At 66.7% G+C, this 24,470-nt stretch carries 28 protein-coding genes; 20 read left to right on the top strand and 8 right to left on the bottom strand.

Annotation, left to right across the window (positions count from 1 at the left end):
- Positions 1–30: 30 nt before the first annotated feature.
- From PQU89_RS01340 to PQU89_RS01290, 11 genes are all read left to right on the top strand, one after another.
- Entirely contained in the window at positions 31–1,386 is a 1,356-nt protein-coding gene (locus tag PQU89_RS01340) for an MFS transporter (protein ID WP_272764257.1), read from the top strand.
- 74 nt (positions 1,387–1,460) lie between these two features.
- Positions 1,461–2,486, top strand: a complete 1,026-nt coding sequence (locus tag PQU89_RS01335; RefSeq protein ID WP_272764256.1) for an amidohydrolase family protein — start codon at positions 1,461–1,463, stop codon at positions 2,484–2,486.
- Positions 2,487–2,508: 22 nt separating this feature from the next.
- A complete protein-coding gene (gene ligK, locus PQU89_RS01330) occupies positions 2,509–3,192 on the top strand; it encodes a 4-carboxy-4-hydroxy-2-oxoadipate aldolase/oxaloacetate decarboxylase (RefSeq protein ID WP_272764255.1) in 684 nt (227 codons plus the stop codon).
- Between the two features lie 5 nt (positions 3,193–3,197).
- Complete coding sequence (locus PQU89_RS01325) at positions 3,198–4,130, top strand: NAD(P)-dependent oxidoreductase (protein WP_272764254.1); 933 nt, start codon at positions 3,198–3,200, stop codon at positions 4,128–4,130.
- A 3-nt stretch (positions 4,131–4,133) separates the two neighbouring features.
- A complete protein-coding gene (locus tag PQU89_RS01320; RefSeq protein ID WP_272764253.1) occupies positions 4,134–5,057 on the top strand; it encodes an amidohydrolase family protein in 924 nt (307 codons plus the stop codon).
- 3 nt (positions 5,058–5,060) lie between these two features.
- On the top strand, positions 5,061–5,498 hold the full coding sequence (gene ligA / locus PQU89_RS01315; protein WP_255909598.1) for a protocatechuate 4,5-dioxygenase subunit alpha: 438 nt from the start codon (positions 5,061–5,063) through the stop codon (positions 5,496–5,498).
- Between the two features lies 1 nt (position 5,499).
- Entirely contained in the window at positions 5,500–6,357 is an 858-nt protein-coding gene (locus PQU89_RS01310; protein ID WP_272764252.1) for a class III extradiol dioxygenase subunit beta, read from the top strand.
- Complete coding sequence (locus PQU89_RS01305) at positions 6,354–7,316, top strand: Gfo/Idh/MocA family oxidoreductase (protein ID WP_272764251.1); 963 nt, start codon at positions 6,354–6,356, stop codon at positions 7,314–7,316. Before PQU89_RS01310 ends, PQU89_RS01305 begins: the two co-directional genes overlap by 4 nt.
- Positions 7,317–7,326: 10 nt before the next feature.
- On the top strand, positions 7,327–8,328 hold the full coding sequence (locus tag PQU89_RS01300) for an aldo/keto reductase (RefSeq protein WP_272764250.1): 1,002 nt from the start codon (positions 7,327–7,329) through the stop codon (positions 8,326–8,328).
- Positions 8,329–8,350: 22 nt separating this feature from the next.
- A complete protein-coding gene (locus tag PQU89_RS01295) occupies positions 8,351–9,295 on the top strand; it encodes an AEC family transporter (RefSeq protein WP_272764249.1) in 945 nt (314 codons plus the stop codon).
- 213 nt (positions 9,296–9,508) lie between these two features.
- Positions 9,509–10,846: an MFS transporter gene (locus PQU89_RS01290; protein WP_272764248.1), complete on the top strand. Its 1,338-nt coding sequence runs from the start codon at positions 9,509–9,511 to the stop codon at positions 10,844–10,846.
- Between the two features lie 87 nt (positions 10,847–10,933).
- On the opposite strand, the gene PQU89_RS01285 is transcribed toward PQU89_RS01290, so the two are convergent.
- On the bottom strand, positions 10,934–11,842 hold the full coding sequence (locus tag PQU89_RS01285) for a LysR family transcriptional regulator (RefSeq protein WP_272764247.1): 909 nt from the start codon (positions 11,840–11,842) through the stop codon (positions 10,934–10,936).
- Positions 11,843–11,942: 100 nt separating this feature from the next.
- On the opposite strand from PQU89_RS01285, the gene PQU89_RS01280 reads away from it, so the two are divergent.
- Positions 11,943–12,296: a protocatechuate 4,5-dioxygenase subunit alpha gene (locus PQU89_RS01280; RefSeq protein WP_272764246.1), complete on the top strand. Its 354-nt coding sequence runs from the start codon at positions 11,943–11,945 to the stop codon at positions 12,294–12,296.
- Between the two features lie 2 nt (positions 12,297–12,298).
- The gene (locus tag PQU89_RS01275) at positions 12,299–13,138 is read left to right on the top strand and encodes a class III extradiol dioxygenase family protein (protein ID WP_272764245.1); all 840 of its coding nucleotides are present in this window, start codon (positions 12,299–12,301) and stop codon (positions 13,136–13,138) included.
- A 124-nt stretch (positions 13,139–13,262) separates the two neighbouring features.
- On the opposite strand, the gene PQU89_RS01270 is transcribed toward PQU89_RS01275, so the two are convergent.
- Entirely contained in the window at positions 13,263–13,934 is a 672-nt protein-coding gene (locus PQU89_RS01270) for a TetR/AcrR family transcriptional regulator (RefSeq protein WP_272758676.1), read from the bottom strand.
- Positions 13,935–14,151: 217 nt separating this feature from the next.
- On the opposite strand from PQU89_RS01270, the gene PQU89_RS01265 reads away from it, so the two are divergent.
- The 3 genes from PQU89_RS01265 to PQU89_RS01255 all read left to right on the top strand — a co-directional run bounded on the left by PQU89_RS01265 (position 14,152) and on the right by PQU89_RS01255 (position 17,114).
- Positions 14,152–15,045, top strand: coding sequence for an alpha/beta fold hydrolase (locus PQU89_RS01265; protein WP_272764244.1), 894 nt, complete (start codon positions 14,152–14,154; stop codon positions 15,043–15,045).
- A gap of 69 nt (positions 15,046–15,114) precedes the next feature.
- A complete protein-coding gene (locus PQU89_RS01260; RefSeq protein WP_272764243.1) occupies positions 15,115–16,200 on the top strand; it encodes an aminotransferase class I/II-fold pyridoxal phosphate-dependent enzyme in 1,086 nt (361 codons plus the stop codon).
- Positions 16,201–16,259: 59 nt separating this feature from the next.
- Positions 16,260–17,114 (top strand): HDOD domain-containing protein, encoded by an 855-nt coding sequence (locus PQU89_RS01255; protein ID WP_272764242.1) that lies wholly within the window; start codon positions 16,260–16,262, stop codon positions 17,112–17,114.
- Between the two features lie 70 nt (positions 17,115–17,184).
- On the opposite strand, the gene hslO is transcribed toward PQU89_RS01255, so the two are convergent.
- Together hslO and PQU89_RS01245 are read right to left on the bottom strand one after the other, a co-directional pair.
- Positions 17,185–18,057: an Hsp33 family molecular chaperone HslO gene (gene hslO, locus PQU89_RS01250; RefSeq protein WP_272764241.1), complete on the bottom strand. Its 873-nt coding sequence runs from the start codon at positions 18,055–18,057 to the stop codon at positions 17,185–17,187.
- Positions 18,054–18,638, bottom strand: a complete 585-nt coding sequence (locus PQU89_RS01245; RefSeq protein WP_272764240.1) for an Ntn hydrolase family protein — start codon at positions 18,636–18,638, stop codon at positions 18,054–18,056. Before PQU89_RS01245 ends, hslO begins: the two co-directional genes overlap by 4 nt.
- A 152-nt stretch (positions 18,639–18,790) precedes the next feature.
- On the opposite strand from PQU89_RS01245, the gene PQU89_RS01240 reads away from it, so the two are divergent.
- On the top strand, positions 18,791–19,567 hold the full coding sequence (locus tag PQU89_RS01240; protein ID WP_272764239.1) for a class II glutamine amidotransferase: 777 nt from the start codon (positions 18,791–18,793) through the stop codon (positions 19,565–19,567).
- A gap of 38 nt (positions 19,568–19,605) precedes the next feature.
- Positions 19,606–19,962 (top strand): 5-carboxymethyl-2-hydroxymuconate Delta-isomerase, encoded by a 357-nt coding sequence (locus PQU89_RS01235; RefSeq protein ID WP_272764238.1) that lies wholly within the window; start codon positions 19,606–19,608, stop codon positions 19,960–19,962.
- Between the two features lie 67 nt (positions 19,963–20,029).
- On the opposite strand, the gene PQU89_RS01230 is transcribed toward PQU89_RS01235, so the two are convergent.
- The 4 genes from PQU89_RS01230 to radC all read right to left on the bottom strand — a co-directional run bounded on the left by PQU89_RS01230 (position 20,030) and on the right by radC (position 22,592).
- Entirely contained in the window at positions 20,030–20,404 is a 375-nt protein-coding gene (locus tag PQU89_RS01230; RefSeq protein ID WP_047965620.1) for an oxidoreductase, read from the bottom strand.
- 89 nt (positions 20,405–20,493) lie between these two features.
- Positions 20,494–21,399 (bottom strand): ribokinase, encoded by a 906-nt coding sequence (rbsK, locus tag PQU89_RS01225; protein ID WP_272764237.1) that lies wholly within the window; start codon positions 21,397–21,399, stop codon positions 20,494–20,496.
- A 161-nt stretch (positions 21,400–21,560) separates the two neighbouring features.
- A complete protein-coding gene (locus PQU89_RS01220) occupies positions 21,561–21,812 on the bottom strand; it encodes a hypothetical protein (protein ID WP_047965788.1) in 252 nt (83 codons plus the stop codon).
- Between the two features lie 105 nt (positions 21,813–21,917).
- The gene (radC, locus tag PQU89_RS01215; protein WP_272764236.1) at positions 21,918–22,592 is read right to left on the bottom strand and encodes a RadC family protein; all 675 of its coding nucleotides are present in this window, start codon (positions 22,590–22,592) and stop codon (positions 21,918–21,920) included.
- Positions 22,593–22,744: 152 nt separating this feature from the next.
- On the opposite strand from radC, the gene coaBC reads away from it, so the two are divergent.
- Together coaBC and dut are read left to right on the top strand one after the other, a co-directional pair.
- Positions 22,745–23,917 carry a bifunctional phosphopantothenoylcysteine decarboxylase/phosphopantothenate--cysteine ligase CoaBC gene (gene coaBC, locus PQU89_RS01210; protein ID WP_272764235.1) on the top strand — a complete coding sequence of 391 codons (1,173 nt, stop codon included), beginning with the start codon at positions 22,745–22,747 and terminating at the stop codon, positions 23,915–23,917.
- A 71-nt stretch (positions 23,918–23,988) separates the two neighbouring features.
- Positions 23,989–24,441: a dUTP diphosphatase gene (gene dut / locus PQU89_RS01205; protein ID WP_272764234.1), complete on the top strand. Its 453-nt coding sequence runs from the start codon at positions 23,989–23,991 to the stop codon at positions 24,439–24,441.
- Positions 24,442–24,470: the final 29 nt, after the last annotated feature.

Here is a 24,470-nt window from a genome sequence, read left to right as displayed (position 1 = left end):
GAGTCCAAACGCAACATAGAGATAACGACCATGACCAAACCATCTGTTGATGTGCAGGAGTTCATCAACCGCCATCCGTTTTCGCGGTTCCAGTGGATTACCTTCGCCCTCTGCTTCTGCATCGTGCTGCTGGACGGTTTTGACACCGCCGCCATCGGTTATATCGCGCCGTCGCTGATCCAGGAATGGGGTGTCAGCAAGCCGGCGCTGGCGCCGGTACTCAGCGCCGCGCTGTTCGGCCTCGCCGCCGGTGCGCTGATGGCCGGCCCGCTGGCCGACCGCCTCGGCCGCAAGAAGGTACTGACCGGTTCGGTGCTGGTGCTGGGCCTGTTCACCCTGCTTTCCGGCTTTGCCGCCGACCTGCAGAGCCTGACCGTGATGCGCTTCATCACCGGTATCGGCCTCGGCGCGGCGATGCCCAATGCGGTGACGCTGATGAGCGAATACTGCCCCACCGCGCGCCGCTCGCTGCTGACCAATGCCATGTTCTGCGGCTTCCCGCTGGGCGCGGCGCTGGGCGGCTTCCTCGCCTCGTGGATGATTCCGCAGTGGGGCTGGCGCAGCGTGCTGGTATTCGGCGGCGTGTCGCCGCTGCTGTTGCTGGTGGTGTTGCTGCTGCTGTTGCCGGAATCGGTGCGCTACATGGTGGCCAAGGGCTATGACCACACCCGCATCCAGGCCGTGCTGAGCCGCATCTCCGCCACTGCCGCCAATGCCAGTTCCTTCTTCCTGTCCGAAACCCGCGCCGTCGCCGCCGGCAAGAGCGGCCTCGCCGTGGTGCTGTCGCCGTCCTACCGCGTCGGCTCGGTGATGCTGTGGCTGGCCTACTTCATGGGTCTGGTGATTTTCTACGCGCTGGTCAACTGGATGCCGATCCTGTTCAAGGACGCCGGTATCGCCCCGAAACAGGCGATGCTGATTTCGGCGCTGTTCCCGCTGGGCGGCATCGGTGCCGTGTTCTGCGGCTACCTGATGGACCGCTTCAACGCCGACCGCATCATCGCCATCGGCTACCTGCTCACCGCGGCAGCGATCTACGCCATCGGCCAAGCAACCGGCAGTGTCGGCATGCTGGTGGTGGTGGTGTTCGTTGCCGGCACCATCATGAATACCGCGCAATCGTCGATGCCGGCACTGGCCGCCGGCTTCTACCCGACCCAGGGCCGCGCCACCGGCGTGGCGTGGATGCTGGGCATCGGCCGCTTCGGCGGCATCGCCGGCTCCTTCCTGGTGGCTGAACTCGCGCGCCGCCAGCTGGGCTTCGACCAGGTGTTCATGGTGCTGGCGGTACCGGGCCTGATCGCCGCCACCGCGCTGTTCATCAAGCTGCGCGCCCATCCTGACAGCGGCAAGGTATCGCTGCAGGCCATGCCGCAAAGCCATTAATCACCGCCGCGGCTGCCGGGGCCCCCACCTGCCCCGGCCCGCGCGCCGCCCCCTGCTACCGAGAGGAAACCGACATGATCATCGACTGCCACGGCCACTACACCACCGCGCCCCAGGCACTGGAAGACTGGCGCAAGCGCCAGGTGGCCAACCTAGCCACCCCCGAGCTGGGCCCGAAAGTGTCCGAGCTGAAAATCAGCGACGACGAGCTGCGCGAGACCATCGAGAGCAACCAGCTGAAGCTGATGAAGCAGCGCGGCTCCGACCTGACCATCTTCAGCCCGCGCGCCAGCTTCATGGCGCACCACATCGGCGACTTCAACACCTCGTCGACCTGGGCGGCGATCTGCAACGAGCTGTGCTTCCGCGTCAGCGAGCTGTTCCCCGACCACTTCATCGGCGCGGCGATGCTGCCGCAGTCGCCGGGGGTCGATCCGGCCAGCTGTATCCCGGAGCTGGAAAAGTGCGTGAAGGACTACGGTTTTGTCGGCCTCAACCTCAACCCGGACCCGTCCGGCGGCCACTGGACCAGCCCGCCGCTGTCCGACAAGCAGTGGTACCCGGTCTACGAAAAAATGGTGGAGTACGACATCCCGGCGATGATCCACGTGTCCACCAGCTGCAACTGCGCGTTCCACACCACCGGCGCCCACTACCTGAACGCGGACACCACCGCCTTCATGCAGTGCCTGACCTCGGACCTGTTCAAGGACTTCCCGACGCTGAAGTTCGTGATCCCACACGGCGGCGGCGCGGTGCCCTACCACTGGGGCCGCTTCCGGGGCCTCGCGCAGGAGCTGAAAAAGCCGCTGCTGAAGGACCACCTGCTCAACAACATCTTCTTTGACACCTGCGTCTACCACCAGCCGGGCATCGACCTGCTGACCCGCGTGATTCCGGTGGAAAACGTGCTGTTCGCCTCCGAGATGATCGGCGCGGTGCGCGGCATCGACCCGGAAACCGGCCACTACTACGACGACACCAAGCGCTACATCGAGGCGGCCAACATCAGCGCCGAAGAGCGCCACCTGATTTACGAAGGCAATGCCCGCCGCGTGTATCCGCGTCTGGACGCCGCTTTGAAAGCCAAAGGCAAGTAAGGACACCGACATGACACAAGCCATGAACCAATTAGGCGTGGTCAAGCGCCATATCGAGCGCGCCGATCCGGCCGCCGTCGCCAAACTGGCACAGTTCGGCGTCGCCACCATCCACGAAGCGATGGGCCGCGTCGGCCTGATGAAACCGTACATGCGCCCGGTGTACCGCGGCGCCAAGATCTGCGGCACCGCCGTCACCGTGCTGCTGCAGCCGGGCGATAACTGGATGATGCACGTCGCCGCCGAGCAGTTGCAGCCGGGCGACGTCGCCGTCGCCGCCTGCACCACCGACAACGAAGACGGCTTCTTCGGCGACCTGCTGGCCACCAGTTTCCAGGCACGCGGTGCCAAGGGGCTGATCATCGACGGCGGCGTGCGCGACGTGGAAGAGCTGGAACAGATGGGCTTCCCGGTATTCAGCCGTGCCATCAACGCCAAGGGCACCATCAAGGCGACGCTGGGCTCGGTGAACATCCCGGTGATCTGCGCCGGCGCGCTGGTGAACCCGGGCGACGTGGTGATTGCCGACGTGGACGGCGTGGTGGTGGTACCGGCGGCGCTGGCGCAGCAGGTAGCCGACGCCGCCGAGAAGCGCGAGAGCTTCGAGGGCGAGAAGCGCGCCAAGCTGGCTGCCGGCGTGCTGGGCCTCGACATGTACAAGATGCGCGAACCGCTGGCCCAGGCCGGCCTGCGCTACATCGACTGAACAGCATGCGCCAGCCCCGCTCCCCTCTGCACTGGCACATCGGCCTCGTCGGCTACGGCGAGGTTGGCCGCATCCTGGCGGAAGACCTGCGCCAGCTGGGCGTGCGCGTCAGCGCCTACGACCGCAAGCTGGACGAGCCGGCCAGTGCCGAGCCGTTGCGCTGCCATGCGGCCAACCTTGGGGCGGCGCTGGCACCGTCGCCGCTGGCACTGGCCGCCGACGCCGACTGCCTGATCAGCGCAGTGACCGCCGACCAGACCGTGGCGGTGGCCGAAGCCTGCGCCCCGGCGCTGCGTCACGGCGCCTTCTTCCTCGACCTCAACTCCGCCTCGCCGGCGGCCAAGCAGGCGGCCGCGGCGCTGATCGACGGCGCCGGCGGCCGCTACGTGGAAGGCGCGGTGATGACCAGCGTGCCGCCGTATCGCAGCAAGGTGCCGCTGCTGCTGGGCGGCGAGTCGGCGGCGGCGCTGTGCCCGCTGCTGGGCGAGCTGGGCTTTGCCGCCCGCGTTGCCAGCGCGCAGCTGGGCGTCGCCTCGGCCACCAAGATGTGCCGCAGCGTGATGATCAAGGGGCTGGAAGCGATGGTGATCGAAAGCCTCAGCGCCGCCCGCCACTACGGCGTGGAAGACGCGGTGCTGGCCTCGCTGTACGAAACCTTTCCCGGCATCGACTGGGAACAACAGGCGGCGTATTTCTTCCAGCGCGTGATCGAGCACGGTCGCCGCCGCAGCGAGGAAGTGCGCGAAGTGGCCAACACCGTCGCCGACGCCGGCCTAACGCCGTGGTCGGCCAGCGGTACCGCCGCCCGTCAGGCGTGGATGGCCGATCTCGCCGATGCCGGCGTGTTCGGCAGCAAGCACGCCCCCGATTTTGCCCGTAGCCCGGACTGGCGCACCGAAGCCGATCGGCTGCTGGCCAGCCTCACACAGAAAGACTGAACCATGCACTTTGAAAAAACCCCCGGCTGGCTGGACTGGTACCAGGGCCCCAGCCAACCCAAGTTCAAGCTGCCGGCCGGCGCGGTGGATGCCCACTGCCACGTGTTCGGCCCCGGCGCAGAGTTTCCGTTCGCGCCGGAACGCAAGTACACCCCGTGCGACGCCAGCAAGGCGCAGCTGTTCGCGCTGCGCGACCAGCTCGGCTTTGCCCGCAACGTGATCGTGCAGGCCACCTGCCACGGCGCCGACAACCGCGCCATGGTCGATGCGCTGCTGCATTCCGACGGCAAGGCACGCGGTGTCGCCACCGTGCGCCGCAGCGTGAGCGACGAGGAACTGCAGGCGATGCACGACGCCGGCGTGCGCGGCGTGCGCTTCAACTTCGTCAAGCGGCTGGTGGATTTCACCCCCAAGGACGAGCTGATGGAGATCGCCGGCCGCATTGCCAAGTTTGGCTGGCACGTGGTGATCTATTTTGAAGCAGTGGACCTGCCGGAGCTGTGGGACTTCTTCACCGGCCTGCCCACCACCGTGGTGGTCGACCACATGGGTCGCCCGGACGTGAGCAAGCCGCTGGACGGCCCGGAGTTCGAGCTGTTCCTGAAGTTCATGCGCGAGCACCCGAACGTGTGGAGCAAGGTCAGCTGCCCGGAACGGCTGTCGCTGACCGGTCCGCGCGCGCTGGACGGCGAGCAGGATGCCTACCGTGACGTGGTGCCGTTTGCACGCCGGGTAGTCGAGGAATTCCCGGATCGGGTACTGTGGGGTACCGACTGGCCACACCCGAACCTGAAGGACCACATGCCGGACGACGGCCTGCTGGTGGACTTCATCCCGCACATCGCACCGACCGCCGAGCTGCAACACCAGCTGCTGGTGGCCAACCCGATGCGCCTGTACTGGCCGGAAGAAACACAGGAAGCGTAAATCATGGCACTGAACAAACCGTATCTGGACCTGCCCGGCACCACCATTTTCGATGCCGAGCAATCGCGCAAGGGCTACTGGCTGAACCAGTTCTGCATGTCGCTGATGACTGCGGCCAACCGTGCGCGCTTCAAGGCCGACGAGCGCGGCTATCTCGACGAGTGGGCGATGAGCGAGGAGCAGAAGCAGGCGGTACTGGACCGCGATCTGAACCGCTGTATCGCGCTGGGCGGCAACATCTATTTCCTGGCCAAGATCGGCGCCACCGACGGCAAGAGCTTCCAGCAGATGGCCGGCAGCATGACCGGCATGAGCGAGGAAGAGTACCGTGACATGATGCTGGGCGGTGGTCGCTCGGCAGAAGGCAACCGCTATCTGGGCGAAGACGGCGACGCCCAGCCGCAGCACCAGCCGCAAGGCAAGAGCAAGGGGAGCAACTGATATGGCACGCATTACCGCGAGCGTTTACACATCGCACGTGCCGGCCATCGGCGCGGCACTGGATCTGGGCAAGGCGCAGGAGCCGTACTGGCAGCCGGTATTTGCCGGCTACGACTACGGCAAACAGTGGATCAAGGAGCAGAAGCCGGACGTGATCTTCCTGGTCTACAACGACCACGCCACCGCCTTCAGCCTGGATTTCATTCCGACCTTCGCCATCGGCACCGGCGCCGAATACCAGCCGGCCGATGAAGGCTGGGGCCCGCGTCCGGTGCCCAAGGTGATGGGCCACCCGCAGCTGGCCGCCCACATCGCGCAAAGCGTGATCCAGGACGACTTCGACCTCACCATCGTCAACAAGATGGACGTGGACCACGGCCTGACCGTGCCGCTGTCGCTGATGTTCGGCCAGCCCGAGGCCTGGCCGTGCGCGGTGATTCCGTTCGCCGTCAACGTGGTGCAGTACCCGGTGCCGTCCGGCCGCCGCTGCTTCCAGCTGGGGCAGGCCATCCGCCGCGCGGTGGAGTCGTTCGACGGCGACCTCAACGTGCAGATCTGGGGCACCGGCGGCATGAGCCACCAGCTGCAAGGCCCGCGCGCCGGCCTGATCAACAAGGAATGGGACAACGCCTTCCTTGACCGCCTGATCGCCGACCCGGCCGATCTCGCGCAAATGCCGCACATCGACTACGTGCGCGAAGCCGGCTCCGAGGGCATCGAACTGGTGATGTGGCTGATCGCGCGCGGCGCGATGAGCGACGTCGCCGGTGGCCCGCCGCCGGAGCTGAAACAACGCTTCTACCACGTGCCGGCTTCCAATACCGCCGTGGGTCATCTGATTCTGGAGAACAAGCAATGAGCAAGACCATCAAGGTAGCGCTGGCTGGCGCCGGCGCCTTCGGCATCAAGCATCTGGACGCCATCAAGCTGATCGACGGCGTGGAAGTGGTATCGCTGGTTGGCCGCCGCTATGACGCCACCAAGGAAGTGGCCGACAAGTACGGTATCCCTCACGTGGCCACCGATCTGGCCGAGTCGCTGGCGCTGCCGGAAGTGGACGCGGTGATCCTGTGCACTCCGACCCAGGTGCACGCCGCGCAGGCAATGCAGTGCCTGAAGGCCGGCAAGCACGTGCAGGTGGAGATTCCGCTGGCCGACAGCCTGGCCGACGCCGAGGCGGTGGTCGCGTTGCAGCAGCAGACCGGGCTGGTGGCCATGGTCGGCCATACCCGCCGCTTCAACCCCAGCCACCAGTACGTGCACCAGAAGGTGCAGGCCGGCGAATTCAACATCCAGCAGATGGATGTGCAGACCTACTTCTTCCGCCGCACCAATATGAACGCGCTGGGCCAGGCGCGCAGCTGGACCGACCACCTGCTGTGGCACCACGCCGCCCATACCGTGGACCTGTTCGCCTACCAGGCCGGCAGCCCCATCGTGCAGGCCAACGCGCTGCAAGGCCCGATCCACCCGGAACTGGGCATCGCCATGGACATGTCGATCCAGCTGAAGGCGGCCAACGGCGCCATCTGCACCCTGAGCCTGTCGTTCAACAACGACGGCCCGCTGGGCACCTTCTTCCGCTACATCGGCGACAGTGCCACCTACATCGCGCGCTACGACGACCTGTACAACGGCAAGGAAGAGCAGATCGATGTATCGAAAGTGGCGGTGTCGATGAACGGCATCGAGCTGCAGGACCGCGAATTCTTCGCCGCCATCCGCGAAGGCCGCGAGCCGAACTCGTCGGTGGCCAAGGTGCTGCCGTGCTACCAGGTGCTGGCCAAGCTGGAACAACAGCTGAACGCCGGTCTGTAAGGAGCTCCGCATGCAACAGCGACAACTCGGCCCGTTCTCGGTCTCGGCCATTGGCCTCGGCTGCATGAACCTCAGCCACGCCTACGGCACGCCGCCGGCGCCGCAGCAGGCCGAGGCGCTGTTGCTGGCGGCTTTGGACGCCGGCATCACCCTGTTCGATACCGCCGCGCTGTACGGCTTTGGCGCGAACGAGGAGCTGGTGGGCCGCGTGCTGGCGCCGCACCGCAGCCGCATCACGCTGGCCAGCAAGTGCGGCATGACCGGCGTAGACGGTAAACGGGTGATCGACGGCCGCCCGGAGACGCTGAAGCGCACCTGCGAGGACTCGCTGCGCCGGCTGCGTACCGAGGTCATCGACCTGTACTACCTGCACCGCTGGGACAAGCAGGTGCCGATCGAGGACAGCGTCGGCGCGCTGGCCGAGCTGGTGCGCGAGGGCAAGATCCGCAGCATCGGCCTGTCGGAAGTATCCGCTGCCACCCTGCGCCGCGCGCAGGCGGTGCACCCGATCGCTGCGCTGCAGACCGAGTATTCGCTGTGGACGCGCAACGCGGACATCGCGGTGCTGGATGCCTGCAAGCAGCTGGGGGTGGCCTTCGTTGCCTTCAGCCCGCTGGGGCGCGGCTTCCTCGCCGACGGCCTGCCGGACCTGGCAACGTTGGCCGCACTGGACGGCAAGGACATCCGCCGCGCCATGCCGCGCTTCGCCCCGGACAACTATGCGGCCAACCTTGACTTCCTCGCCGCCTACCGCGACATCGCTGCCGCCGCCGGCTGCACCCCGGCGCAACTGGCGCTGGCGTGGCTGTTTACCCGCGGCGAGCACGTGATTCCGATTCCCGGTACCACCAGCATTACGCACCTGCGCGAGGACGTGGCCGCCAGCCGCGTGCAGCTGAGCGTGGAGACACTGCAACAGCTGGACGCGCTGCTGGCGCGACTGCCGATTGCCGGCGCGCGCTACAACGCGGCGACGCAGACCGAGATCGACACCGAAGAATACCGCGCCTGAGGCGCAACACTGATTGCGACCCATGCTCGATATCCTGGCGGTGATCGCCCCCATTTTCATGCTGATCGGGCTGGGCTACCTCGCGGTGCGGCTGGCGTTGTTCCCGCAGGACAAGCTGGCGGTGCTGGGCCTGCTGGTGGTGCGCTTCGCGCTGCCGGCGCTGATCCTGCACTCGCTGTCCAGCCGCTCGCCGGCGGAACTGCTCAATACCCCCTATCTCGCCGCGTACGCCGCCGGCTCGCTGGCGATGCTGCTGCTGGGCACCGGCTGGGCGATGCTGGCCCGGCAGCAACCGTTGCCGCGCGCGGCGCTGTACGGGCTGGGCATGTCCTGCTCCAACAGCGCCTTTGTCGGCTACCCCATCGTGCAGCAGCTGCTGGGGCCGGTGGCGACGCTGGCGCTGGCGCTGTCGATGGTGGTGGAAAACCTGCTGATGCTGCCGCTGGGCATCGCCTTGTCCGAGGCCGACGGCTCGCGCCAGGAGCGCTTCCTGCGCGCCTTCGGCCGCTCGCTGCTGGGGCTGCGCCGCAACCCGATCATCCTCGCCATCGTCGCCGGGGTGACGCTGGCGCTGCTGGACCTCCGCCTGCCGTCGCTGCTGGCCAAGCCGGTGGCGATGCTGGGTACCGCCTCGGCGCCGGTGGCACTGTTCGTGATCGGCGGCTCGCTGGTCGGCCTGCCGCTGCGCAGCATGCTGCGCGACGTCAGCATTCTCGCCAGCGGCAAGCTGCTGCTGCACCCGCTGCTGGTGGCGGGGGCGCTGCTGTTGTTCGGCCCGCTCGACCCGCATCTGGCGATGGCCGGGGTGCTGATCGCGGCGATGCCGATGCTGAGCATCTTCCCCATCCTCGGCCAGCGCCACGACATGCAGGGCTTCTGCGCCGCCACCCTGCTGCTGGCGACCACCAGCTCCTTTCTCACCATCAGCGCCGCGATCTGGCTGCTGCAGCATTACCCGTTTTATTAGGCCTGTTGATGCTTGTTTTAGCGTGGGGCCGGGCTTGCCCGGCTGCCTCGACAAAATCAAGCGTTAACGGGTCTTAGGTACCGGGCACAGACCCGGGCCACATGCCGCAAAGACGGCAGGCCGCATCCCCGCAGGGGGTGCGGCCAACATCAAGCGACGACGAGAAACAGCCCGCAACCGGGCATTACCCCACCTCGCAGGAGACAACCCAAGATGCACACCCCGCAACACGACACCCCCATCACCGCCCTCGCCGGCGCGCAGCCCACCCTGCGCCAGCGCTGGCACAGCGCGATGGCCGTTGGCCACACGCGCTGGTGGATGCTGGCACTGGTGTTCTTTGCCACCACCATCAACTACATCGACCGCGCCGCACTGGGCGTGCTGCAGCCTATCCTGGCCAAGGAGCTGAGCTGGACGGCGCAGGACTACGCCAATATCAACTTCTGGTTCCAGATGGGCTACGCCATCGGCTTTGCCGTGCAGGGCCGCTTCATCGATCGCGTCGGGGTGAAGCACGCCTTTGCGCTGGCGGTGCTGCTGTGGAGCCTGGCGGCCGCCTCGCACGGGCTGGCGGCGTCGGCGGTCGGCTTCATGATCTGCCGTTTCCTGCTCGGCCTGTCCGAGGCGGCCAACTATCCGGCCTGCGTCAAGACCACGCGGCTGTGGTTCCCGGCCGGTGAACGCGCGATGGCCACCGGCCTGTTCAACGCCGGCACCAACGTCGGCGCGCTGGTGACGCCGGTGCTGCTGCCGCTGATCATGATGGTGTGGGGCTGGCAGGCGGTATTCTTCGTCATCGGCAGCTTCGGCCTGATCTGGCTGCTGTACTGGCTGCGCCACTACCACGACCCGGCGCAGCACCCGGGCGTCAGCCGCGCCGAGCTGAACTACATCAGCGCCGAGGCAGAGGCGCCGGCCGGCAAGGTGCCGTACTCGCGTATCCTGCGCCTGCGCGGCACCTGGGCCTACGCGCTGGCCTTCACCATGACCGCGCCGGTGTTCTGGTTCTACCTGTACTGGCTGCCGCCCTTCCTCAACCAGCAGTACCAGCTGGGCATCAGCGTGACACAGATGGGCATCCCGCTGATCGTGATCTACCTCACCGCCGACGTCGGCAGTGTCGGCGGTGGCATGCTGTCGTCGTGGCTGATCGCGCGCGGCATGGCGCCTATTCCGGCGCGGCTGACCGCCATGCTGCTGTGTGCGCTGTGCATCCTGTCCATCATCGCCGCCGCCGGCGCCAGCAGCCTGTGGCTGGCGGTGGCCGCCATCTCGCTGGCCATCGGCGCGCACCAGGCGTGGACCGCCAACATCTGGAGCCTGGTGATGGACTTCACCCCGAAAGAGGTGGTCGGCAGCGTGTTCGGCTTTGGCAGCATGATCGGCGCCGTGGGCGGCATGTTCATGACCCAGATCGTCGGCTATGTGCTGACGGTGACCAACAACAACTACGCGGTGCTGTTCACGCTGATTCCGTGCTGCTATTTCGTGGCACTGACCTGGCTGTACTTCATGGCGCCACGGCAGGTGGAAACCCTGCCGGAATGATGCCGCTGCCCGGATAAGCACCTCGCCTTCCGTCCCCGGTCTTGCCCGGGCCACCGTCACCCCCGCCGCCGGCGGGGGTGACTTTTTCTAGGCGGTCGCCAGCACTTCGGCCGCCACCTGCTCCAGCTCGCGGCGCAGCCAGCTGTGCGCCGGGTCGTGGCGGTATTTCAGGTGCCAGATCAGATACATCGGCATGCGGCCAACCTTGGCCGGCAACGGGCAGCTGGCAAAGTCGCGCATCAGCCCGCGCCCGAGCAGGCCGGGCAGCGTCGCCAGCAGGCCGCTGCCGCGCAGGAAGGCCGGGATACCGGCAAACGACGGCACGGTGACGGCGAAGCGGCGCGCGATGCCGCGTGCCTCCAGCTGCAGGTCCACGTCCAGCATCCGCCGCGGCGCGTACAGCACGGTGACGTGCTCGGCGGCGAGGTAGTCGTCCAGCCGCGCCGGCGCCGCGCGCTGCGCCGGATCGTAGAACACGCGGTAGTCGTCCTCGAACAGCCGCTTCTGCAGGATGTCGCCGGCCTCCGGCGGTCGCGGCGAGATCGCCAGCTGGCAATGCTCGTCGCGCAGCATCTCGCTGCTGGGCACGTCGGACGGGATCACCCGCAGCCGCACCCCCGGCGCCTGCTGCCGCAGCCGCTGCCACAGCGGCGGCAGCAGCAGGTCGCGCTGGAAGTCGTTGGCGGCGATGGTGAAGGTGGTGGTGAGCGTCGCCGGCGCAAACGCCTCGCCGGCGGCAAAGCGCCGCATCTCGTCCAGCAGCACCCGCGCCTGCAGCGCCAGCGCCTCGGCGCGCGCGGTGGCCACGATGCCGCGCCCGCTCTTGACGAACAGCGGATCGCCGGTGATCTGGCGCAGCTTGTCCAGCAGGTGCGACACCGCCGACTGCGTCACCCCCAGCCGCCGCGCCGCGCCGGTGACCGACTGTTCCTCCAGCACCGCCAGCAGCAGCTGCAGCAAACGGCCGTCCAGCTGCAAATGATCGAAATCGCTCATACGTGCCATCAATACCCCTGTCTTTATTCCGGTTATTGCTTTGCCGATACTACCTGACACAGCCAACGCTGCAAGCAGGGAAACCAATCAGGAGAAAAGAATGGAGACAACAAAACGCAAGCTCAGGGTCACCGGCACCGCGGTATTCGACGGCGATCTGGCGCAAAAGGGCTACGCCCTCAACAAGATGTGCTTTTCCTTCAACGACGCGGCCAACCGCCAGGCGTTTGCCGCCGACGAGGCCGGCTACTGCCAGCGCTACGGCCTGAACGAGGAACAGTCCCGTGTGATCCGCGAGCGCGATGTGCTCGGCCTGCTCGCCGCCGGCGGCAATGTCTACTACCTAGCCAAGTTCGCCGGCATCCTCGGGCTGGACGTGCAGGACCTCGGCGCGCTGCAAACCGGGATGAGCAAGGAAGCGTTCAAACAGATGTTGCTGGAGGCAGGGAAATAATCATGGCAAAAATCGTAGGCGGCATTACCACTTCACACGTTCCGGCCATCGGCCGCGCCATCGCGCAGAACCTGCAGCAAGACCCGTACTGGAAACCGTTCTTTGACGGTTTCCCGCCGGTGCAAAAGTGGCTGGACGAGGTGAAGCCGGATGTGGCGATCGTGATCTACAACGACCACGGCCTCAACTTCTTCCTCGACAAGCTGCCGACCTTCGCCGTCGGCGCCGCCGCGCAGTACCACAACGCCGACGAAGGCTGGGGCATCCCCACCCTGCCGCCGTTTGCCGGCGACGCCGAGCTGTCGTGGCAGCTGATCAACAGCCTGGTGGCGGACGAGTTCGACATCACCACCTGCCAGGAAATGCTGGTCGACCATGCCTTCTCGCTGCCGATGAAGCTGCTGTGGCCGGAGCATGACAGCCCGCCGGTGCGCACCATCCCGGTGTGCATCAACACCGTGCAGTACCCGTTGCCGTCGGCCGCCCGCTGCTACAAGCTGGGCGAGGCGATCGCACGCGCGGTGGCGTCGTGGCCGGAAGAACTGAAGGTGGTGGTGATCGGCACCGGCGGCCTGTCGCACCAGCTGGACGGCGAGCGCGCCGGCTTCATCAACAAGTCCTTCGACCTGCAGTTCATGGACAGCCTCACCGCCGCGCCGAAATGGGCGACGCAGTACAGCAACGAGGAGCTGGTGGAGCAGACCGGCACCCAGGGCGTGGAGCTGCTGATGTGGCTGACCACCCGCGGTGCACTGCCGGGCGAGGTGGTGGAGCTGCACCGCAACTACCACATCCCGATCTCCAACACCGCCGCCGGGCTGATGCTGTTCGAGTGCCGCTGAGGCGGGGTCGCCCCAAACCGCGCTGACGTCGCAAATAAAAAAGCACCGTTCCCCTACCGGGACGGTGCTTTTTGCTTAAGCGGCGCGGTCGTGGCCAGCCGGTGGTATCCGCCGCGCGTGCGGCTCAGCCCGGCTGCCGAAGATAGGCCAGCACCGCCTCCACCAGCATCTTGCGGTGCGATTCGCGCGACGCCTCGCTCACCATGTCGCGGCCGAAGATGGTCTGGAAGGTGTAGCGGTTGGCGACACGGAAGAAGCACAGCGAGCTGATCAGCATGTGCAGGTCGGTGGCGTCGACCTCGGGGCGGAACACGCCCGCCGCCTTGCCGCGCGCCAGCACGCCGTCGAGCACCTCGATGATGCTGCGGTTCAGCGACTTGATCTTCGACGACTGTGCGATGAACTTGCCGTGGTGGATGTTCTCGATGCTGACCAGGCGGATGAAATCGGTGTGCGCGGCGTGGTAGTCGAAGGTGAACTCCGCCAGCCGGATGATGGCGTCCACCGGCGACAGCTCGGCCAGGTCCAGCCCGGTTTCGATATCGCGGATCTCGCCGTAGCAGCGCTCCAGCGCCGCGATGTACAGCTCTTCCTTGCTGCGGAAGTAGTACACCACCATGCGCTTGATGGTGCCGGCGCGCTCGGCGATGGCGTCCAGCGTGGTGCCGCTGAAGCCGGTCAGCGCGAACTCGCTCACCGCGGCATCGAGTATGCTTTTCTTCATGCCCTCCGGGTTGTTCTTGCGCTTTTGCTTGACCACCGCACCGCTTTCCGGCGCCTCGCCACTGTTTTTCATGATCGGCACATCTGTTCCAGACTGAGTGAACGCCGCGCCGGCAACGACAGCCGCCGCGGACAAGGCCTCCATCCTATCAAAAACCGCCGCCGCTGTATTTGCGCGCCGGGCGGCGGCGTGCGGCCAACCATGGCCGCAAGCGCGGCACTCGGCAGGCCGGATGCCAGCCGCTACACTACAGCACGCCAATTGTGCCGGCTTGCGCCGGATTGCCACCATGCCAGACTGCTATCAACCGCTGCGCCAGCCGCGCAGCGAATACCACCACCTCAACGGCCATCCCTGCCACGTGCTGCGCTGGGGCGAGGCCGACGCGCCGCTGTTGTTCATGCTGCACGGCTGGATGGATTGCGCGCTGACCTTCCAGTTCGTTGCCGACCTGTTGCCAGAGTGGCAGATCATCGCCCCGGACTGGCGCGGCTTCGGCGATAGCGGCTGGAACAGCGGCAGCTACTACAGCGCCGACTACCTCGCCGATCTCGACGCGCTGCTGCAGCACTACAGCCCGCAGGCGGCGGCCAACCTGGTCGGCCACAGCATGGGCGCCATGGTCAGCGGCCTGTACGCCGGCATCCGCCCGGAGCGGGTGGCGCGGCTGGCGCTGGTGGAGGGCTTCGGCCTCGCCGATAGCCGCGCGCAAGAGGCACCGGGGCGCTACGCGCGCTGGCTGCGCGAGAAGCAACAGCCACCGGCCTACCAGCCGCTGGCCTCGCTGCAGGCGGTGGCACGGCGGCTGCAGGAGCGCAACCCGCACCTGAGCGCCGACCGGGCCGCCTTCATGGCGCAGGCCCTGACCATACAGCGCGACGGCGCGCTGAACTACCGCGCCGATCCACGCCACAAGATGGTCAACCCGGTGCTGTACCGGCTGGAAGAGGCCAAGGCCTGCTGGCGCCGCATCGCTTGCCCGGTGCAGTGGGTGATCGGCGGCGAGATGTGGGATCACCCGATGGCCAAGGGCGTATTCGACAGCCTCGACGAGCGCCGCGCCTGCTTTGCCGATCTGCACGAAGCCGTCATCGCCGACGCCGGCCACATGGTGCAGTGGGAGCAGCCGGCAGGCTTGGCCGCAACGCTGCAATCGTTCTTTGCTCAGGAACAATCCGTCTAAGCGGGTGCTGGATTTCGGGCTGCCCTTAACGTAAGGTAAACGCCATTGTCCTTTTTACCGGAGCCCGCCATGACCCGCTACGCCCGCCACCTGCAAGAGCGCACCATCGTCAACCCGTTCCAGGGCCTGCCACGGCTGGAGGCCGCCATCGGCCGCCGCATCGTGTCGCGCATCGGTTCCAACGAGAGCATGCCGATTGCCGGCCACCCTCTGGCGACGCAGTGGGGCGAGGCGCTGTACGAGCTGGCGCGGCTGTATCCGGACCCGTACGCCGGTGCCATCCGCGAGCGTGCCGCGGCGCTGAACGGCGTGGATGCGGCCAACGTGGTGGTCGACGCCGGTGCCGACAGCCTGATCGCGCTGTTCCTGCGCGCGCGGGTGTCGCCCGGCGACGTGGTGGTGTGCACCGCCGGCACCTACCCCACCTTCCGCTACTTTGCCGAGGGCGTCGGCGCCGAGATCGTCGAGGTGCCGTACGCCGAGCACGACGGCGTGCTGGTCAACGACCTGCCGGCGCTAGCCGCCGCCGCCAACGCGCACCAGGCGGCGCTGGTCTACCTCGCCAACCCGGACAACCCGACCGGCACCTTCCACCCGCGCGACGCCATCGCCAGCCTGCGCGCCGCACTGGCCGACGACACTCTGCTGCTGCTGGACGAGGCCTATGTCGACTTCTGCGCCGCCGCCGAGCGCCAGGGCGTGCTGGCCAACACCGTGCGCCTGCGCACGCTGTCCAAGGCGCACGGCCTCGCCGGGCTGCGCGTCGGCTACGCCATCGCCCCGGAAGAGTGGGTCGCCAAGGCCGACCAGATCCGCACCCAGTTTGCCGTCTCCAGCGTGGCACAGGCGGCGGCGGCGGCGGTGCTGGATGCGCCGCACTGCGCCGACACCATCATCCGCGACACCTGCCTGCTGCGTGAGCAGCTACACACGGCGCTGGCCGGCGGCGGGCTGCGCGTGCTGCCGTCGCACACCAACTTTGTCTGCATCGTGTACCCGGATGCCGACAGCGCGCTGCAGCGGCAAAAGGCCCTGTTGCAGCAGGGCATCGCGGTGCACCGTCCGCCGCATCCGGCGATGCAGCACATCCTGCGCGTCACCGCCCATCCTGACGCATGTCAAGACTCGACCATTGCCGTGCTGGTGCAGGGCTGAACACGGGTACACTGTGCCGTATTGCCCTGTACCCACCCCACCATAAAAGCGGCCGCTACATGAAGGTTCCCCATTTCGACCAAGACACCACCGCCGCGCTGGTGCGCAACCTGGTGATTCCGCCGCGTCCGGCGCTGCTGGACCAGCTCACCGCGTTGCGCAACGACCCGGAGATGAGCCTGCTGGACGTCGCCGGGCTGATCGCCACCGACATCGGCCTGTCGGCCGCCATCCTCAAGGCCGCCAACAGCCCGCTGTTCAGCAGCCAGCGCAACATCACCTCGGTGCAGCAGGCGGTCAGCCTGCTCGGCACCCGCAACACCATCACCCTGGTCAGCGGCCTGCTGCTGCGCCTGGCGCTGACCGCGGAATCGCCGCCGGCGATCGAGCAGTTCTGGGAACGCAGCATGCAGGAGGCGGCCATCGCCGCCGCGCTGTGTGAGCGGCTGGGACGGCCGGCGGAGGAGTGCCAGAGCTTCGCGCTGTTCCGCAGCTGCGGCATCGCGGTAATGCTGATGCGCGATCCGCGCTACGAACGCACGCTGCGCCTGATTGGCCAAGCGCGCGACCGCCAGATCAGCAAGATTGAGCAGGAATTCCACAACACCAGCCACGACATCGTCGGCTACCTGGTGGCGCGCACCTGGAACATGCCGGAGCCGTTCTGCCAGGCGATCCTGCTGCAACACCAGCCGGAGCTGTTCCAGATTGGCAGCGAGCCGCTGCTGGACCACGAGCACATGATGATGGTGGCGGTGGCGCGCGCGGCACAGTATGTGTGGCGCACCAGCATCGACCACCACGGCGACGGCGCCTGGCGCGAGCGCGCCGACGACATCGTCGCCTATCTGGGCATGGACAGCACCGAGTTCGAGGACTGGGTCGACGGCATGCACCACCAGCTGCACCACTGAGCACGGCCGTGTGATGGCGATAAAAAAACCGGACGTTGCCGTCCGGTTTTTGTTTGTCCGCCCGCCGCGCTCAGTGGCGCGCTTCGCGCACCGCCGCCATCACGTCGAAGTTGAACAGGCGGTTGACGTCGTCTTCGTCGAACACATAACGTTGGCCGCAATACTCGCAGCCGACCTCGATGCTGCCCTGCTCCAGCACCACGTCGGCCGCCTCCTGGCCGCCGAGCAGCTTCAGCATCTCGCCGACACGCTCCTCGTTGCAGTTGCAGGCAAAGCCGACCGTCTCCGGATCGAACACACGCACCGTTTCCTGGTGGTAGAGCCGGTACAGGATGTCGTCGGCGCCCAGCGCCAGCAGCTCGTCCTGCTGCAGGGTGTCGGCCAGCGCCACCACGTGCGGCCAACCTTCGACGTCGCCGTGGCCGTCCGGCAGGCGCTGCAGCAGCAGGCCGGCGGCGGTGTCGTCGTTGCAGGCCAGGATCAGGCGGGTGTCCAGCTGCTCAGAGCGCTGCATGTAGTTCTCCAGCATCTGCGCGATGCTGTCGCCCTCCAGCGCCACGATGCCCTGCCATGGCTCGCCCTCTTTCGGCTCCAGCGTCACCACGAAGGTGCCGCCCTCGCCCAGCAGTTCGGCCAGCGGCGCGTCGTCGATGGCGGCATCGAAGCGCGCGGTGGCGCGCACGGTACGCTCGCTGGTGCACTCCGCCACCGCCAGCCGCAGTGCGCCCTTGCCGTGCAGCTGCATGATCAGCGTGCCGTCAAACTTGAGGTTGGCGGCCAACAGGCTGCTGGCGGCGATCATCTGGCCCAGCACATGGCGCACCACCGCCGGGTAGTTGTGACGGGTCACCACCTGCTGCCAGGCACCGTCCAGGCGCACCAGCGCGCCGCGGACCGGCACACCGTCGAACAGGAAGCGCTGCAGGGTATCGGCTTGGTTCATTTGTCAGAATCCTTATCAATCGAAACAGTGTAGAGCGACATCGGCAAAGCGCTGCTGGCGTCGAATTCGGCACCGGCACGCACCGCCGCCTCGGCAATCGCCCTGGCGTCCAGCGTGCTGTCGTACAGCGCGTGCATCGCGCCCATCGCGAACTTGCGACCGGAGCCGATGGCCCAGAAACGGGAAAATTCGTACACCTCGCGCATCGGGTAGACGCCGAAGATGCCGTGGGTATTGGCCACCAGCACCATCATCTGGCTGGACTCGTACGGGTCTTCCTCGTCTTCTTCCGGGCGCAGGAAAAAGTGGTCTTTCAGCTTGGGGTGGATCTTGCGAAAGGTCTCGAACAGGCCGCTGCGGCTGGACAGGTCGCGCGATTTCATCCCCTTCAGCGCGCCCTGCAGCACCAGATCGTGCGCCGCCGAGCCGGCAATGGCCAGATAGCTGTCGCCGAGGCGGAAGATCTTGTCGTGGAACACGTCATAGGCCGCCGGCAAGCGCTGGTCGTCGCCAAACGTGGTCTGGCTGTCCGCCGCGATAGCGATCTGCCCGTTCTTGCGTACTACCACGATGGTGGTCATCGCCATCTCCCCCGGAAAAGAAAGCAAAGGTGGTGATTTTACTGGAAATTGCAAGCCCTGCCTGCATCCGGCGCGGCAACAGGCTTGGCGGGCGCGCCGCTGCGTGAAACAATGGGGCATTACCCCGGCAACACCGCAGAAACGGACCCACCATGTGCCAGCTGCTCGGCATGAACTGCAATACCCCGACCGACATCCTGTTTTCCTTCGAGGGCTTCCACCGCCGCGGCGGGCTGACCGACCATCACGCCGATGGCTGGGGCATCGCCTTTTTCGAGGGCAAGGGCGTGCGCCTGTTCATCGACGACAAGCCGTCGGCCGATTCGCCGGTGTCGGCGCTGGTGCGGCAGTACCCGATCAAGTCGCAAAACGTGATCGCGCACATCCGCAAGGCGACGCAGGGCGTGATCAACCTCGCCAACTGCCACCCGTTCCAGCGCGAGATCTGGGGCCAGTACTGGATCTTTGCCCACAACGGCGACCTGAAGGATTTCCACGCCCGCCCCGGCTGCTACTACAACGCGGTGGGCAGCACCGATTCCGAGGCCGCGTTCTGCTACATCATGGAGGCGCTGCGCGCCAAGTGGTGCATGCCGCCGGACACCGCCACGCTGTTTGCCGAAATCGCGCGCCTGGCCGCCGAGCTGCACGGCCACGGCATCTTCAACTTCATGCTGTCCAATGGCGACTGGCTGATCACCCACTGCAGCACCAAGCTGCACTACATCGTGCGCCAGGCACCGTTCCCGGCGGCGCACCTGGTCGACGAGGACGTCACCGTCGACTTTGCCACCGTGACCACTCCCAACGACCGTGTCGCGGTGATCGCCACCATCCCGCTGACCGACAACGAGCAGTGGACGGCAATGCAGGCCGGCGAAATGATCCTGTTCCGCGACGGCGCGCCGCTGCTACAGCACCAGTCCTGATCTATTCCCAACGTTGGCCGCAAGGCCGGAAAGCCCCCATGCCGCACCTGACCGCCGAATACAGCGCCAATCTCGATCATGTTGCCGTGCGCCCGCTGCTGCACGCGCTCAATGCCGCGCTCATCGCCAGCGGCCAGTTCGAGGCGCTGGACATCAAGAGCCGCGCGCTGCGGCTGGACGACTACCTGGTGGGCGAGGCCGACAGCGGCCACGCCTTCGTGCATGTCCGCCTCGACCTGCTGTCCGGGCGCAGCGACACGGTGAAGCAGGCACTGTCGACGGCGCTGCTGCAGGTGCTGGACGCGCAGGTCGCGGCCCCAGCCGGCGTTGCGCTGCAACGCTGCGTGGAGGTGCGCGACATCCATCGCGCCAGCTACGCCAAGTCGTGCGCCTGAACGGCGACAGTGCACAAAGAAAAAGGGAGGCCGCGGCCTCCCTTTTTTGATGCGTGCACTGCGGTACTCAGTAGGACAGCGACTCGTGACGGGTCGGCACCAGCGCCCCGGCCGACAGCGACATCATCAGCAGGGCGATGCGTTCGTGCATGATCACCGTGTGACTGTTACCGGCAAACTGCATGAAACGGCGCAGGTCCTCGCGGACTTTGCGCGAGCCGGTGAGGTCGATGATGATGTCGATGCGTTCGCCTTGCTCGGCCAGCTCGATGAAGTTGTCGGTGACCGGCACCCCCGCTTCGCGCGCGATCGCGATGCCCGGCAACGCGAGATTCAGCTCCGCGACACCGACCAGTTCGACAAAAGGCGCAGCCAGCAGCTGCTTGAGCAGTGGCGTCCCGGTTTCACCGGCCCCCACCATGGCAATGCGGATTTTTTCCATTGTGACCTCCATGACTGCCTATGCACCAGGCATCAGGCATCAGAAGGCGACACTCTAGCAATCCGCGCCGGCCGGCGAATTGCGCTGGATCAATTCCCCGCCGTATCCTGCGCCGCCAGGAAGGCCTGCAGCTCGGCTTGTGTCGGCATGCCGCCCTGGGCGCCGACCCGGGTCACCGCCAGCGCACCGGCGGCAGCGGCCAGCCGCATCGCCGTCTCCACTCCCTGCGGCAGGAAGGCGGCCAGTGCGCCGTTGAAGGTGTCACCGGCACCGGTGCTGTCCATCGCCGTCACCGCAAAGCCGCTCTGGTGATGCAGGCTGCCGTCGGCGCGCGCGTGCCAGGCGCCCTGCTTGCCGTGCGTCATCACCACCTTGCCCGGCAGTGTGGCCAGCAGCGTCTCGATGCTCTCGCCCTCGCGCTGCAGCAGCAGCGCCAGTTCGTGTTCGTTCGGCGTCAGCAGGCTGGCGCCGTCGATGATGTCCGGCGGCAAAACAATTGCCGGCGCCGGGTTGAGTATCACCGGCACGCGGTGGCGCGCCGCCAGCGCCAGCAGCGCGCGCACCGTCGGCAGCGGGATTTCCAGCTGTGTCAGGATCACGTCGGCGGCGGCGATGGTGGCCGCGGCGGCCTCGATATCGGCCGGCAACAGCTGGTGGTTGGCGCCGGGGATCACCACGATGTGGTTGTCGCCGCCGCTGACGGTGATCACCGCCACACCAGTGGCGACGTCGTCGGCCACGCCGACATGGCGAGTGTCGATGCCTTCCGCCCGCAGCCCGGCCAGCAGCTCGCCGCCGAAGGCATCGCGGCCAACCTTGCCCACCATGCTCACCTCGGCGCCCAGCCGCCGCGCCGCCACCGCCTGGTTGGCGCCCTTGCCACCGTGCAGGGTCAGGAAGCGCTCGCCGGTGATGGTTTCGCCCGGTTGCGGAAAGCGCGGCGCCAGCGCCACCAGATCCATATTGATGCTGCCTACCACCACCACCTTGCCCATGCCCTGCCCTCGTGTGCTGTCGTTATCTGAAATCTGAAGAGGCGCGCCAGCCGCCATCGCCGCGGCGCCCCGCACGCAGTATCGCCGCCATGAAAAAGGCTGCCAAGTGCCCGCCTGGTGGCGGACAGCTGGCAGCCCGGTGCCGCGCGGCACAGCTACACTCAGTGCAGGCTGGTCTGCGACAGGAAACGGATGTAACCGACACTCTCCAGCCAGTAGCCTCCGTCGGACAGCGGCGTCGCCTCTTCCAGCTCGGCCACGGTCAGCGTGAACTCGCTGCCGTCGAGCGAGGCCTCCAGCGCCACGTCGTCTTCGTCGGCGTAGTCTTCCGAGGCGTACATGAACTCGGGCTTGATCAACTGGTTGTTGATCTGGATGTAGTCGGACTGATTCAGCAAGCGCAGGATGTTCATGATGGTCTCCTTGGTGCTGCCACGCTCCGTCACGAAAGGCGGGGCCGGGTTACATGCTACAAGCCATGACAAACTTTGCCGCAGCGTGCCGGTAGCCGCAGCCTGCTACATCCAGCCACGCTCCGCGAGGGATTCGGCGTGGCTGCCGGTGACCACAAAATGATCCAGTAAACTGATATCGACCAAGGCCAGCGCCTGCTTGAGGCTGGCGGTCAAAGCCCGGTCGGCGGCGGAGGGTTCCGCCACCCCGGACGGATGGTTGTGTGCGACGATCACGGCGTGGGCGTTGTGCTGCAGTGCACGGCGCACGATTTCGCGCGGGTAGACCCGCGTTTCCGTCAACGTGCCACGAAATACCTCTTCGACCGCCAAAACCCGGTTTTGTGCCGTCAGAAACAGCGCCACGAACACCTCCACATCGCGCACCCCGATCGCCAGCCGCAGGTACTGCCGCACCGCCTGCGGGCTGGACAGCGCATCGCCCAGCTGCATTTCCTCGGCCAGCACCCGCCGCGCCAGCTCCTTTACCGCCATGAACTGCGCGTACTTGGCCGGCCCCAACCCGCTGCCGCGGGCAAAATCGCCCGGCTCCGCCGCCAATAGCTTGCCGAGACTGCCAAAGCGCTGGATCAGCTGCCGGCCCATGTCCACCGCCGAACAGCCGCGGATGCCGGTGCGCAGGAATATGGCCAGCAACTCGGCATCGGACAGTACCGCCGGGCCGCGCTGCAACAGCTTTTCGCGCGGACGTTCCGCTTCCGGCCAGTGGGCAATCGACATCGCAGACTCCTTATTGGGCTATAGCATGATATGTAGCAGGTTTTTAATGACATATCACTATTATGTATTGCCACACGCGCGCGCCGCGCTGCCGGCGGCGGTGAATACGTTACAATTCGCGCTCTGTTGCCAACCAACACAAAGCCGAACCGATGACGCAAAAACGCATCCTGCTGGGCATTACCGGCGGTGTCGCCGCCTACAAGGCCGCCGAGCTGACCCGCCTGCTGGTCAAGGCCGGCCATCACGTCGAAGTGGTGATGAGTGAGGCCGCCACCCGCTTCGTGACGCCGCTGACCTTCCAGGCGCTGTCGGGCAATGCGGTGTACAGCGATGTGTGGGACAGCCGCCCGGACAACGCGATGGCGCACATCGAGATGTCGCGCCGCGCCGACGTGTTCGTGATCGTGCCGGCCACCGCCGACTGCCTGTTCAAGCTGGCGCACGGCGCCGCCAACGACCTGATCTCGACCATGGCCAGCGCGCGCACCTGCCCGCTGGTGGTGGTGCCGGCGATGAACCGCCAGATGTGGGAGAACCCGCCCAACCTGCGCAACGTCGCCCAGCTGCAGGCCGACGGCGTGCAGGTGTGGGGCCCGGCGCACGGGGTGCAGGCCTGCGGCGAGACCGGCCCCGGCCGCATGCTGGAGCAGGAGGAAGTCTTCGACCTGCTGAACGGTTTCTTCGACGAGAAAGTGCTGGCCGGCAAGCAGGTGCTGCTCACCGCCGGGCCGACTTACGAGGCGATCGACACCGTGCGCGGCATCACCAACATCAGCTCCGGCAAGATGGGCTACGCGCTGGCCCGCGCCTGCCGCGACGCCGGCGCCGAGGTGACGCTGGTATCCGGTCCCACCGCACTGGCCGCGCCGCTGGGCGTGCGCCTGCTGCCGGTGCAAAGCGCCAGCGAGATGTACCAGGCGGTGCTGTCCGAGGTTGGCCGCAGCCAGGTATTCATCAGTGTCGCCGCGGTCGCCGACTACCGCGTCAAGAACCGCAGCGAACACAAGATCAAGAAGGGCGATGCGCTGCCGCTGATCGAGCTGGAAGAAAACCCCGACATCCTCGCCACCGTCGCCAGCCTGCCGGCGGCGCCGTTCTGCGTCGGCTTCGCTGCCGAAAGCCAGAACCTGCTGCAGTTTGCCGACAGCAAGCGCCGCAAGAAAAAGGTGCCGCTGCTGGTCGCCAACCTGGCGCAGCAGGCGATGGGCAGCGACGACAACGAAGTCACCCTGCTCGACGACGCCGGCCAACACCCGCTGCCGGCGATGGCCAAGGCCGAGGTAGCGCGCGCCATCGTCGCCCACCTGGCACGCCTGCTCTGAGTCCGAACCATCAAGGTTGGCCGCAGGCTTGCGGCCAACCTTTCCTTTTAGCCAATGAAACGAGTTAGCGCATGAAACCCACCATCGACGTTCAAATCCTCGACGCCCGCCTGAAGGACAACCTGCCCGCCTACGCCACCAGCGGCTCCGCCGGGCTGGATCTGCGCGCCGCCATCGACACCGAGATGACCATCGTGCCCGGCCAGACGGTGCTGGTGCCGACCGGCATGGCGATCCACCTGGCCGACCCCAAACTGGCCGCGATGATCCTGCCGCGCTCCGGCCTCGGCCACAAGCACGGCATCGTGCTGGGCAACCTCACCGGCCTGATCGATTCCGACTACCAGGGCCAGCTGTTCGTGTCGGTGTGGAACCGCGGCGACAGCGACTTCGTGCTGAAGCCGCTGGAACGCATTGCACAGATGATCATCGTGCCGGTGGTTCAGGTCGGCTTCAACATCGTCGACAGCTTCGACGCCTCCGAACGCGGCGAGGGCGGCTTCGGCAGCACCGGCCGCAAGTAAGCTCGCCGTTAAAACGATTGCGGCCAACC

The sequence above is a fragment of the Vogesella indigofera genome (assembly GCF_028548395.1).
Taxonomy (GTDB): Bacteria; Pseudomonadota; Gammaproteobacteria; order Burkholderiales; family Chromobacteriaceae; genus Vogesella; species Vogesella indigofera_A.
The sequence above is the reverse complement of the archived record's forward strand: the minus strand, read 5'-3'. Positions and strand labels throughout refer to the sequence as shown.

Coding starts and splice junctions, on each gene's coding strand:
- PQU89_RS01270 (WP_272758676.1), bottom strand. CDS start 13,934: ATGAAAAACAGTGGCGAGGCGCCGGAAAGCGGTGCGGTGGTCAAGCAA.
- PQU89_RS01255 (WP_272764242.1), top strand. CDS start 16,260: ATGAAGGTTCCCCATTTCGACCAAGACACCACCGCCGCGCTGGTGCGC.
- hslO (WP_272764241.1), bottom strand. CDS start 18,057: ATGAACCAAGCCGATACCCTGCAGCGCTTCCTGTTCGACGGTGTGCCG.
- PQU89_RS01310 (WP_272764252.1), top strand. CDS start 5,500: ATGGCACGCATTACCGCGAGCGTTTACACATCGCACGTGCCGGCCATC.
- dut (WP_272764234.1), top strand. CDS start 23,989: ATGAAACCCACCATCGACGTTCAAATCCTCGACGCCCGCCTGAAGGAC.
- PQU89_RS01260 (WP_272764243.1), top strand. CDS start 15,115: ATGACCCGCTACGCCCGCCACCTGCAAGAGCGCACCATCGTCAACCCG.
- radC (WP_272764236.1), bottom strand. CDS start 22,592: ATGTCGATTGCCCACTGGCCGGAAGCGGAACGTCCGCGCGAAAAGCTG.
- PQU89_RS01220 (WP_047965788.1), bottom strand. CDS start 21,812: ATGAACATCCTGCGCTTGCTGAATCAGTCCGACTACATCCAGATCAAC.
- PQU89_RS01235 (WP_272764238.1), top strand. CDS start 19,606: ATGCCGCACCTGACCGCCGAATACAGCGCCAATCTCGATCATGTTGCC.
- PQU89_RS01230 (WP_047965620.1), bottom strand. CDS start 20,404: ATGGAAAAAATCCGCATTGCCATGGTGGGGGCCGGTGAAACCGGGACG.
- PQU89_RS01285 (WP_272764247.1), bottom strand. CDS start 11,842: ATGAGCGATTTCGATCATTTGCAGCTGGACGGCCGTTTGCTGCAGCTG.
- PQU89_RS01335 (WP_272764256.1), top strand. CDS start 1,461: ATGATCATCGACTGCCACGGCCACTACACCACCGCGCCCCAGGCACTG.
- ligK (WP_272764255.1), top strand. CDS start 2,509: ATGAACCAATTAGGCGTGGTCAAGCGCCATATCGAGCGCGCCGATCCG.
- PQU89_RS01275 (WP_272764245.1), top strand. CDS start 12,299: ATGGCAAAAATCGTAGGCGGCATTACCACTTCACACGTTCCGGCCATC.
- ligA (WP_255909598.1), top strand. CDS start 5,061: ATGGCACTGAACAAACCGTATCTGGACCTGCCCGGCACCACCATTTTC.
- PQU89_RS01295 (WP_272764249.1), top strand. CDS start 8,351: ATGCTCGATATCCTGGCGGTGATCGCCCCCATTTTCATGCTGATCGGG.
- coaBC (WP_272764235.1), top strand. CDS start 22,745: ATGACGCAAAAACGCATCCTGCTGGGCATTACCGGCGGTGTCGCCGCC.
- PQU89_RS01300 (WP_272764250.1), top strand. CDS start 7,327: ATGCAACAGCGACAACTCGGCCCGTTCTCGGTCTCGGCCATTGGCCTC.
- PQU89_RS01240 (WP_272764239.1), top strand. CDS start 18,791: ATGTGCCAGCTGCTCGGCATGAACTGCAATACCCCGACCGACATCCTG.
- PQU89_RS01280 (WP_272764246.1), top strand. CDS start 11,943: ATGGAGACAACAAAACGCAAGCTCAGGGTCACCGGCACCGCGGTATTC.
- PQU89_RS01320 (WP_272764253.1), top strand. CDS start 4,134: ATGCACTTTGAAAAAACCCCCGGCTGGCTGGACTGGTACCAGGGCCCC.
- PQU89_RS01290 (WP_272764248.1), top strand. CDS start 9,509: ATGCACACCCCGCAACACGACACCCCCATCACCGCCCTCGCCGGCGCG.
- PQU89_RS01245 (WP_272764240.1), bottom strand. CDS start 18,638: ATGACCACCATCGTGGTAGTACGCAAGAACGGGCAGATCGCTATCGCG.
- PQU89_RS01325 (WP_272764254.1), top strand. CDS start 3,198: ATGCGCCAGCCCCGCTCCCCTCTGCACTGGCACATCGGCCTCGTCGGC.
- PQU89_RS01305 (WP_272764251.1), top strand. CDS start 6,354: ATGAGCAAGACCATCAAGGTAGCGCTGGCTGGCGCCGGCGCCTTCGGC.
- PQU89_RS01340 (WP_272764257.1), top strand. CDS start 31: ATGACCAAACCATCTGTTGATGTGCAGGAGTTCATCAACCGCCATCCG.
- rbsK (WP_272764237.1), bottom strand. CDS start 21,399: ATGGGCAAGGTGGTGGTGGTAGGCAGCATCAATATGGATCTGGTGGCG.
- PQU89_RS01265 (WP_272764244.1), top strand. CDS start 14,152: ATGCCAGACTGCTATCAACCGCTGCGCCAGCCGCGCAGCGAATACCAC.